Consider the following 8,285-nt stretch of genomic DNA (forward strand, 5'->3'; position numbering starts at 1 on the left):
CGTTCTAAAAGCTAGAACCAATGTGGATTCTAGCTTGAAAAGTTATAAGATGTTTGGATCTACAACGGAAGCTCCATCAGAATACGCGGTAGACATATGGATTATCCGGTTTTGTAATGGTCTGGCAATCACTAATGTGGAGGACAGGCAAGCTTTGCTTGAGCTGCTTGTGGTATTCAATGGACAAGGTTCCTTTAGCATGGATCCAGGTATTGTTTTCGAAATGCTGCGGAGCACCAGTCGTTAAGAGACCGTAGACTCCGGAATCTGCGATACAGTGGATGATCCCAAAACGAAAGAGAAATTGGCTGTCCTTGTTATTGGGATCATTGTATACAAAACCGGTCAGCTCGATTGTCTTTCCTGCAAATTGGTCAGGATAATCATAAATCACTTCCATGACTTCCATGTAATTCTCAGTGGTCACCTGGATCACTTTTTTATCCACATATTTCTTTGCCGCTTGCTTCATTTCTGACTCATAGGCAGATTTGGTAAAATAGCTACTAGTATCTGGTTTGAGATACTGGGTTGTTGTCCCTTCGTCCTGCTGGATTTCCTTGGAAGAACCGGCCGCAACCGGGAAGTGGTAGCCTTTTGCAGAGACTGTTTGGGAATCCAGTGTCACTGTAGGGAAAAATAGCCCGACAAACAAAGGAATACAGAGCAAGAAGATACTCGCCACTTTTGCCCAGAAGCCAGAGAGATGACTGTGGATCTTCATCTGCTTGACCCAGATGATCAGCTGCACAAGAGCTAAAACAAAGGACAAGAACATGGAAATATAAGCCAAGTAAGAATAGTGTAAGTTGATGTATTGATTGAGCTTACCAGATAATTGCAGGTACATGGTGAGCTCAAAATAGCCAGCTAATATCAAGAAACGAATCATAGCACTACCCCCACAAACCAAGCATAAAGGAGCACAACTCCACTCACAATCCCGATAAATTGCCAGATAAAACGGGTCTTGAGATAATTTTTCATCATGAGGAGATTTTTAACATCAAGTATAGGCCCAATCACCAGAAAGGCAAGAACAGGCGCTACTCCAAAACTTGTTAGAAGAGAGGATCCAACAAAGGCGTCCGCCTCGCTACAAAGTGAGAGGAGAAAGGACAAGACCATGAGAAGGAGAATAGCAATAACCGGTGTCGCACTGATCGAAGTGAGGATCCGTGTTGGGACATAGACTTGGACGAGGCTGGCAAAGAGACAACCAAATACCAGGTAACGTCCCGTGTCAAAGAATTCATCAATCGCTTGCACCAAGACTTGAAAGAGCTTTTGACCTTTGCTCAAGCCCCTAAAATCATGTTCATGTACAGCCTTACGATGTTCTTTTTGGATCGAATCTGTCTGAATAAAACCAAGAAAGATCCCTAGCACCGTTGCGACCAAAAGGGAACCAAGGGCGCGGTAGAGGGCCATCTTGACAGAATTCCCAAAGGCTGAATAGGTCGCAAAGAGAACGATAGGATTGATGACCGGTGCTGTCACCAAAAAGGGAACAGCAGTATAACTTGGGACTTTCTTTTCTAGAAAGCGATTGATAATGGGAACAATTCCACATTCACAGGAAGGAAAGATAAAGCCGATAAAGGTCCCAAAGAAGATCCGCCCAAATTTATTTTTGGGAAGAAAGCGGTAGACCCTCTCGGGGGTAATATAGACTTCAATAATCCCTGAAATGATACTTCCGATTAGGACAAAAGGTAGGGCCTCGATAATAATCGAGAGAAAAATAGCCCCAGCCTGCAAGACGCTAGAGGGAAGGTGTTGAAAGAATGTCATTACTTAGCCTTCTTTGCTTCTTTAGTGGTAGCAGTTTCTGCCTTCTTCTTTTTTTCTTCAGGAAATTCTACTTTCTTTTCTACATCCGGAAAACTCGCAAAATTTTCAAACATTTTATCAAGATCATCTGTTTTTGAGAATTTAATAGCCATTGTTGGGCCTCCTTTTTATTTTCTTTCATTATAACAAAAAGGAAAGAGCAAGGGGGAAATGGAGCATAAAAGGAAAGAACATGAGGGTCAAAATTATTCTATGAAAAATCCCTGAAACAGAGACCAGAACAGGCGAACTCCCCCTTTGATGGCAGGAAAATATGCTATAATAGAAGCTATGGATAAATATGAAAAAATAGCCCAAGAATTGGGTGTTAGCTTAAAACAAATCGATACCGTATTGAGTCTGACCGCAGAAGGCTCAACCATTCCTTTTATTGCCCGCTATCGAAAAGATATGACGGGAAATTTAGATGAAGTAGCGATCAAGGCGATTATTGACCGGGACAAATCCTTAACGGCTCTGGCCGAACGAAAGGAAACCGTCCTTGCTAAGATTGAGGAACAAGGCAAACTGACAGAGGCGCTCAAGCAGGCTATTGAGGCTGCTGAAAAATTAGCGGATGTCGAAGAGCTCTATCTCCCATATAAGGAAAAACGGCGGACCAAGGCGACGATTGCCCGAGAAGCAGGACTTTTCCCCTTGGCACGTCTCATTTTGCAAAATAGCCCAGACTTGGAAGCAGAGGCTCAGAAATTTACCTGTGAGGCCTTCCCAACTGAAACCGCAGCTTTAGCTGGTGCAGTGGATATTTTGGTAGAAGCTATTTCAGAGGATACCCAATTACGGGCCCTCACCTATCAAGAAATTCATGGGCATTCCCTCATGACGTCAACCTTGAAGGATGAAAGCTTAGATCCTAAGAAAACCTTTGAAATCTACTATGATTTTTCTGAGAAGATCAAGAATATGCAAGGCTACCGGACCCTGGCGCTCAATCGTGGAGAAAAATTGGGCGTTCTCAAAGTCGGATTCGAGCACCAACTGGATCGGATCATTCGTATCTTTGAGGCTCGTTTTAAAACCAAAAATGCCTATGTGGATGAGGTTATTCAACAAGCGGTTAAGAAAAAAATCGTTCCTGCGATTGAACGTCGGATTCGGACAGAGTTGACGGAGGTGGCAGAAGACGGAGCCATTCAATTGTTCTCTGAGAATCTACGGAATCTATTGCTCATTCCTCCATTAAAAGGGCGCGTGGTCCTTGGATTTGACCCAGCTTTTCGGACCGGTGCTAAACTAGCCGTTGTCGATGAGACAGGAAAGATGCTTGCCACCCAGGTCATCTATCCAGTTGCTCCTGCAAAACCAGCTCAGATCGAGCAGGCTAAAAAAGATTTGTCCTCCTTGATCAAGGAGTTTGGAGTAGAAATTATTGCGATTGGAAATGGAACTGCCAGCCGTGAAAGTGAGGCCTTTGTCGCAGAGGTCCTCCATGACCATCCAGGAGTTCGCTATGTTATTGTCAATGAAAGCGGAGCATCTGTCTATTCAGCTAGTGAGTTGGCCCGTCATGAGTTCCCAGAGCTAACCGTTGAAAAACGCTCGGCCATCTCCATTGCCCGCCGCTTGCAAGATCCGCTAGCAGAATTGGTGAAAATCGATGCCAAATCCATCGGTGTCGGTCAATACCAGCACGATGTCAATCAGAAAAAACTGACCGAAAGTTTAGATTTTGTGGTAGATACCGTGGTCAACCAAGTTGGGGTCAATATCAATACGGCTAGTCCCTCTCTCTTAGCGCATGTAGCAGGACTCAATAAAACCATCTCTGAAAATATTGTGAAATACCGGGAAGAAGAAGGAATGATTCTTTCACGTGCGCAGATTAAAAAAGTGCCTCGCCTCGGCGCCAAGGCTTTCGAGCAGGCTGCTGGATTCTTACGCATCCCTGAAAGTAAAAACATCTTGGACAATACCGGCGTTCACCCTGAAAGTTACAAGGAAGTTGAAAAACTTTTTCAGCTTCTTGAAATTACCGAACTCGATGCATCCGCTCAGGAAAAATTAAAAGCTGTGAACATAAAGGAGATGTCTACTCAGCTGGATCTGGGACCAGAAACCCTGAAAGATATCATTGCCGATCTCCTAAAACCAGGTCGCGATTTGCGGGATTCCTTTGATGCACCTGTGCTCCGCCAGGATGTCTTGGATATTAAAGACCTGCATATTGGCCAAAAATTAGAAGGGGTTGTGCGCAATGTGGTTGACTTTGGAGCCTTTGTCGATATTGGCATTCACGAAGATGGCTTGATTCATATCTCCCATATGAGCAAGCAGTTTATCAAGCATCCAAGCCAGGTCGTATCAGTAGGTGATTTGGTAACCGTCTGGGTGAAGAAGATTGATGTGGAACGCGAAAAAGTCAATCTCAGTTTGGTAGCTCCGAATGAATCTGACTGAGTATGTACGCCAAGTATCCCTAGAAGATTTTGGGAGAGAATTCCGCCATCAAGCAGAGTGGAATTCACGTCTTCAAACTACTGGGGGTCGTTTCTTTCCCAAAGATCGACACCTTGATTTCAACCCGAAAATATACCAAGTTTTCGGGTTAGAGGTCTTTCGTAAAATCGTCCGTCACGAGCTCTGCCATTACCATCTTTACGATCAAGATAAAGGCTATCGCCACAAAGATCTAGACTTTAAGCAACTTCTCCAGCAAGTGGACGGTCTTCGTTTCACACCTCCTCTACCAGATAGAACTGGGCGAGTCAAGCGGATCTATCTCTATCAATGTCCCCATTGTGGCCAAGAGTATAGACGAAAGCGAAAAATCGATCTGAAGAAATATGCCTGCGGTCGCTGTCACAGCCGCCTGCAATTTCTTGAAATGAGACAAGTGTAAGAATCAGTCTTTAGGCGGATCTCTTTCCAGTTCGACTCTGCTAAAATAGGTCTAACTAGAAAGAGGAAAATCAAATGACATCATCATTTTACAAATTAAAACGACATCGCCTGGTTTCAGGTGTGCTAGCTGGCTTAGCTGATAAATTTGGTCTTAGTGTAACTCTCCTACGCTTCTTGTTTATTCTTTTTACGGTTTCTCATGCCTTTATCGGTGTGATTATCTACTTACTGTTAGATACGACCTTGCCTTATAAGGACGAGGAGGAGCAGGAAATGTTTGACTATGGCCCTCGACCTCGTCGAAGAAAAGAGGCCGAACCCATCCATGATCAGAATGATAGTCCATTTTTCTAAAAGGAGATTTGAGTGAAGCAGAAGTTCTATTCCCTTGCTTTTATTCTATATCTCTTCTTCAGTTTTATAGGACAGTTTTTCATTTTAAATCGTTTTTTTGGTGAAGGAGTTGGAACAGTTTTGATCGGAATGCTCCTTTTTCCACTGGGCATTTGGAATAGCCTCTTCTACCTCTTGTTTCTGCCAACAAAAGAGGCTAGAAAGCCACAAATTTATCGGTTTTCGATTTTATTTCTGCCGGTTTTGTATCTGGTTTTCTCCTTATTGGGTGGAGGACCTACCGCCTTTATGCTTGGCTTGATCGCATTTCCTTCAAATGCGGTGGTCTATGCAGTCTCTACCGGAATCAAATCTATGATCAAAGATTTCTTGCAAGGCCAAGGCTAGAGCATTCTTCATATGTTCCCATCATTTCCTAGAGGTTGGAGACCTTTGTCTTGGCCTCTTTTTACTTGCCTTAAAAAGGAGTTGAAAATGGATCTTTCAAATGACACTTCAGTCTCTCGTCTGAAGAGAAAATCTGCTATAATAGAGAGAGAATTTGAAAAGGGAGAATGATATGGCAGTTACTGTTCGCGATCTACAGGAAAAGCTTCGTCTATCGGTTGTTTATGGGGATGATAACCTCTTAAGCAAGGAAATTACGACTGCGGACATTTCACGTCCAGGTCTTGAAATGACGGGCTATTTCGACTATTACACACCTGAGCGGATTCAGCTTGTAGGAATGAAAGAATGGTCCTACCTGGTAAAGATGAGCTCTCACAACCGTCATCAGGTCCTGCGCAAGATGTTCCAGCCAGAGACACCTGTCATCATTGTTGCGAGGAATTTAGAAATTCCAGAAGAAATGTTGCGAGCTGCTGAAGAGAAGCAACTAGCCATTTTGAAGAGCAATGTTGCGACCAGTCGTTTATCTGGAGAGCTTTCTAGCTATTTGGATAGTCGGCTGGCAGAACGTACGAGTGTACACGGTGTCTTGATGGATATTTATGGGATGGGTGTCTTAATACAAGGAGATAGCGGAATCGGAAAAAGCGAGACAGGTCTGGAACTTGTCAAGCGGGGGCACCGCCTCGTAGCAGATGACCGAGTCGATATCTATGCGAGAGACGAGATGACCCTTTGGGGAGAGCCAGCTGAAATCCTACGCCACTTACTAGAGATCCGTGGTGTCGGGATTATCGATGTCATGAGTCTCTACGGTGCGAGTGCTGTGAAGGATTCTTCACAAGTCCAAATCGCCGTTTACTTGGAAAATTATGCTAAGGATCAAGTTTATGATCGTCTTGGTAATAATGCAGAAGAGTTGGAAATCGGTGGCGTGACCATTCCTCGGATTCGCATCCCTGTGAAGACTGGTCGGAACATTTCGGTCGTGATCGAAGCCGCAGCGATGAATGTTCGGGCCAAAGAAATGGGCTATGATGCTACCAAAACTTTTGAAGAACGTTTGTCCCAGTTGATTAGTCAAAATGAGGTGAAGGAATGAATCCAGTAGCCCTTCAATTAGGTCCGATCAGTATTCGTTGGTATGCAATTTGTATTGTCTCTGGCTTGATACTAGCCGTTTATCTTTCCATGAAAGAAGCGCCCCGTAAAAAAATTGATCCAGATGATATCATTGATTTCATTTTGATCGCCTTTCCGCTTGCGATTGTGGGTGCCAGACTCTATTACGTTATTTTCGAATGGGGCTATTATAGCCAGCATCTTGGTGAGATTTTCGCCATCTGGAACGGAGGAATCGCGATTTATGGTGGCCTCTTGACAGGTGCCCTTGTCCTCTATCTATTCTCTCGTAGACGCTTGATTGAGCCAATTGATTTCTTAGATATTGCGGCTCCAAGCGTCATGATTGCACAGAGTATTGGTCGCTGGGGAAACTTCTTTAACCAGGAAGCTTATGGAGCTGCTGTTAAAAGCCTCAACTACCTGCCCTCTTTTATTCGAGACCAAATGTATATAGATGGTAGTTACCGTCAGCCAACCTTCTTATATGAATCCAGTTGGAATCTGCTAGGATTTCTCTTGATCTTGATTCTTCGTAGGAAGCCCCAATTTTTGCGACAAGGTGAGATCACAGCCTTTTACCTTATCTGGTATGGTTTTGGTCGGATGATCATCGAAGGAATGCGGACAGATAGCCTGATGTTTGCGGGCTTACGTGTTTCCCAGTGGTTGTCGATGATCCTGATTCTAGTTGGACTCGCCATCATCATCTACCAACGTCGCAAAAAAGCCCCTTATTATGTAGAAGCAAAGGAGTAATATATGTTTATTGAAATTGCCTACGGCCTCTTAGGCCTTGCCTTAGTAGCGCTTGTCATTTATATGATTTTTTTCCTCTCAAAGATTGGAAAAGTTGTAGATGAGACGCAAAAAACGATCCAAGTTTTGACATCAGATGTCAATGTCACCTTGCATCAGACCAATGATCTATTGGCAAAAGTCAATGTTTTAACGGATGATTTGAATCAAAAAGTTGCAACAATTGACCCACTCTTTACAGCCGTGGCGGATCTTTCAGAGTCTGTTTCAGATTTGAATGATCAAGCCCGTCAATTAGGTTCCAAAGCTGTATCAGCTGGTGGAAAAACAGTGAAAGCCTCTATCGGATTAAAAGCGATTAAGATGGCTTCAAAATTATTTAAATAGAATCGAGGAAGAATATGGGACGTTTATCTAGTTTATTAATTGGTGTGATTTCAGGTGCTTCAGCAGCCTACTATTTATCAACAGAGCAAGGAAAGAAAGTCACTAAAAAAGTGGTGCGCTTCGTAAAAGATTATCAAGAAGATCCTCAAGAAGTACATGAATCGGTGAAACAAACTGCTAAGGATGTTTCAAAACAAGCAGCAGAAGTGATCCAACAAACCAAAGAAAAAGTTGGTTCTGGAGAAATTACGACAGGAAGTGTTTTGGAATCTGTCAAAGAAAAAACGCAAGATGTGGTTGAAAAATCTCAAGAAGTCTATCACTCATTTAAGGATAAACTTCAAAAAGAAAATCTAAGTGGCAATGACTTGGTTCAATCCATTCGCAAACAAACAGAATCTGAAGACATCGTGTTAGACTTGGATGAAAAAGATTCTGAAGAAGATACAAAAGAAGCATAAAAAAAAGAGGCTCACTGAGCCTCTTTTCAGATTGAAGACAAAATCATCTTAGAAACTTTCCTTAAGTGATTACGGACGTTAGGTTAAATTATCCAGTGGATGATTTCAGCAATCCAG

General features: G+C 43.1%; 11 protein-coding genes. 8 read left to right on the plus strand and 3 right to left on the minus strand.

Annotation, left to right across the window (positions count from 1 at the left end; all coding sequences use genetic code 11):
* Window positions 1-76: 76 nt before the first annotated feature.
* Genes HMPREF2904_RS08285 through HMPREF2904_RS11760 form a run of 3 tightly spaced genes read right to left on the minus strand, consistent with a single transcriptional unit; the run spans window position 77 to window position 1,946 of the window.
* Window positions 77-892 carry a TIGR03943 family putative permease subunit gene (locus HMPREF2904_RS08285; RefSeq protein WP_049499476.1) on the minus strand — a complete coding sequence of 272 codons (816 nt, stop codon included), beginning with the start codon at window positions 890-892 and terminating at the stop codon, window positions 77-79.
* Entirely contained in the window at window positions 889-1,794 is a 906-nt protein-coding gene (locus HMPREF2904_RS08290) for a permease (protein ID WP_070661822.1), read from the minus strand. Before HMPREF2904_RS08290 ends, HMPREF2904_RS08285 begins: the two co-directional genes overlap by 4 nt.
* Window positions 1,794-1,946: an SPJ_0845 family protein gene (locus tag HMPREF2904_RS11760; protein WP_176744619.1), complete on the minus strand. Its 153-nt coding sequence runs from the start codon at window positions 1,944-1,946 to the stop codon at window positions 1,794-1,796. Before HMPREF2904_RS11760 ends, HMPREF2904_RS08290 begins: the two co-directional genes overlap by 1 nt.
* Before the next feature lie 148 nt (window positions 1,947-2,094).
* On the opposite strand from HMPREF2904_RS11760, the gene HMPREF2904_RS08295 reads away from it, so the two are divergent.
* The 8 genes from HMPREF2904_RS08295 to HMPREF2904_RS08335 all read left to right on the plus strand — a co-directional run bounded on the left by HMPREF2904_RS08295 (window position 2,095) and on the right by HMPREF2904_RS08335 (window position 8,168).
* Window positions 2,095-4,251 carry a Tex family protein gene (locus HMPREF2904_RS08295; protein WP_371106552.1) on the plus strand — a complete coding sequence of 719 codons (2,157 nt, stop codon included), beginning with the start codon at window positions 2,095-2,097 and terminating at the stop codon, window positions 4,249-4,251.
* Window positions 4,238-4,693, plus strand: coding sequence for a SprT family protein (locus HMPREF2904_RS08300; protein WP_070661829.1), 456 nt, complete (start codon window positions 4,238-4,240; stop codon window positions 4,691-4,693). The genes HMPREF2904_RS08295 and HMPREF2904_RS08300 overlap by 14 nt, the downstream gene beginning before the upstream one ends.
* Window positions 4,694-4,767: 74 nt before the next feature.
* Window positions 4,768-5,049: a PspC domain-containing protein gene (locus HMPREF2904_RS08305; RefSeq protein ID WP_003005023.1), complete on the plus strand. Its 282-nt coding sequence runs from the start codon at window positions 4,768-4,770 to the stop codon at window positions 5,047-5,049.
* A gap of 12 nt (window positions 5,050-5,061) precedes the next feature.
* Window positions 5,062-5,436, plus strand: coding sequence for a hypothetical protein (locus tag HMPREF2904_RS08310; RefSeq protein WP_070661832.1), 375 nt, complete (start codon window positions 5,062-5,064; stop codon window positions 5,434-5,436).
* A gap of 172 nt (window positions 5,437-5,608) precedes the next feature.
* Window positions 5,609-6,541: an HPr(Ser) kinase/phosphatase gene (gene hprK, locus HMPREF2904_RS08320; protein WP_070661835.1), complete on the plus strand. Its 933-nt coding sequence runs from the start codon at window positions 5,609-5,611 to the stop codon at window positions 6,539-6,541.
* Window positions 6,538-7,320 carry a prolipoprotein diacylglyceryl transferase gene (gene lgt / locus HMPREF2904_RS08325; protein WP_049482776.1) on the plus strand — a complete coding sequence of 261 codons (783 nt, stop codon included), beginning with the start codon at window positions 6,538-6,540 and terminating at the stop codon, window positions 7,318-7,320. The genes hprK and lgt overlap by 4 nt, the downstream gene beginning before the upstream one ends.
* Window positions 7,321-7,323: 3 nt before the next feature.
* Complete coding sequence (locus HMPREF2904_RS08330; RefSeq protein ID WP_031573975.1) at window positions 7,324-7,707, plus strand: DUF948 domain-containing protein; 384 nt, start codon at window positions 7,324-7,326, stop codon at window positions 7,705-7,707.
* 14 nt (window positions 7,708-7,721) lie between these two features.
* Entirely contained in the window at window positions 7,722-8,168 is a 447-nt protein-coding gene (locus HMPREF2904_RS08335) for a YtxH domain-containing protein (RefSeq protein WP_070661838.1), read from the plus strand.
* The last annotated feature ends 117 nt before the right edge of the window (window positions 8,169-8,285 follow it).

The organism is Streptococcus sp. HMSC072G04, assembly GCF_001813295.1.
GTDB lineage: Bacteria > Bacillota > Bacilli > Lactobacillales > Streptococcaceae > Streptococcus.

Excerpts from the sequence above, each read along its gene's own strand:
- HMPREF2904_RS08285 (WP_049499476.1), bottom strand. The coding sequence starts at position 892 with ATGATTCGTTTCTTGATATTAGCTGGCTATTTTGAGCTCACCATGTAC.
- HMPREF2904_RS08290 (WP_070661822.1), bottom strand. The coding sequence starts at position 1,794 with ATGACATTCTTTCAACACCTTCCCTCTAGCGTCTTGCAGGCTGGGGCT.
- HMPREF2904_RS11760 (WP_176744619.1), bottom strand. The coding sequence starts at position 1,946 with ATGGCTATTAAATTCTCAAAAACAGATGATCTTGATAAAATGTTTGAA.
- HMPREF2904_RS08295 (WP_371106552.1), top strand. The coding sequence starts at position 2,095 with ATGGCAGGAAAATATGCTATAATAGAAGCTATGGATAAATATGAAAAA.
- HMPREF2904_RS08300 (WP_070661829.1), top strand. The coding sequence starts at position 4,238 with ATGAATCTGACTGAGTATGTACGCCAAGTATCCCTAGAAGATTTTGGG.
- HMPREF2904_RS08305 (WP_003005023.1), top strand. The coding sequence starts at position 4,768 with ATGACATCATCATTTTACAAATTAAAACGACATCGCCTGGTTTCAGGT.
- hprK (WP_070661835.1), top strand. The coding sequence starts at position 5,609 with ATGGCAGTTACTGTTCGCGATCTACAGGAAAAGCTTCGTCTATCGGTT.
- lgt (WP_049482776.1), top strand. The coding sequence starts at position 6,538 with ATGAATCCAGTAGCCCTTCAATTAGGTCCGATCAGTATTCGTTGGTAT.
- HMPREF2904_RS08330 (WP_031573975.1), top strand. The coding sequence starts at position 7,324 with ATGTTTATTGAAATTGCCTACGGCCTCTTAGGCCTTGCCTTAGTAGCG.
- HMPREF2904_RS08335 (WP_070661838.1), top strand. The coding sequence starts at position 7,722 with ATGGGACGTTTATCTAGTTTATTAATTGGTGTGATTTCAGGTGCTTCA.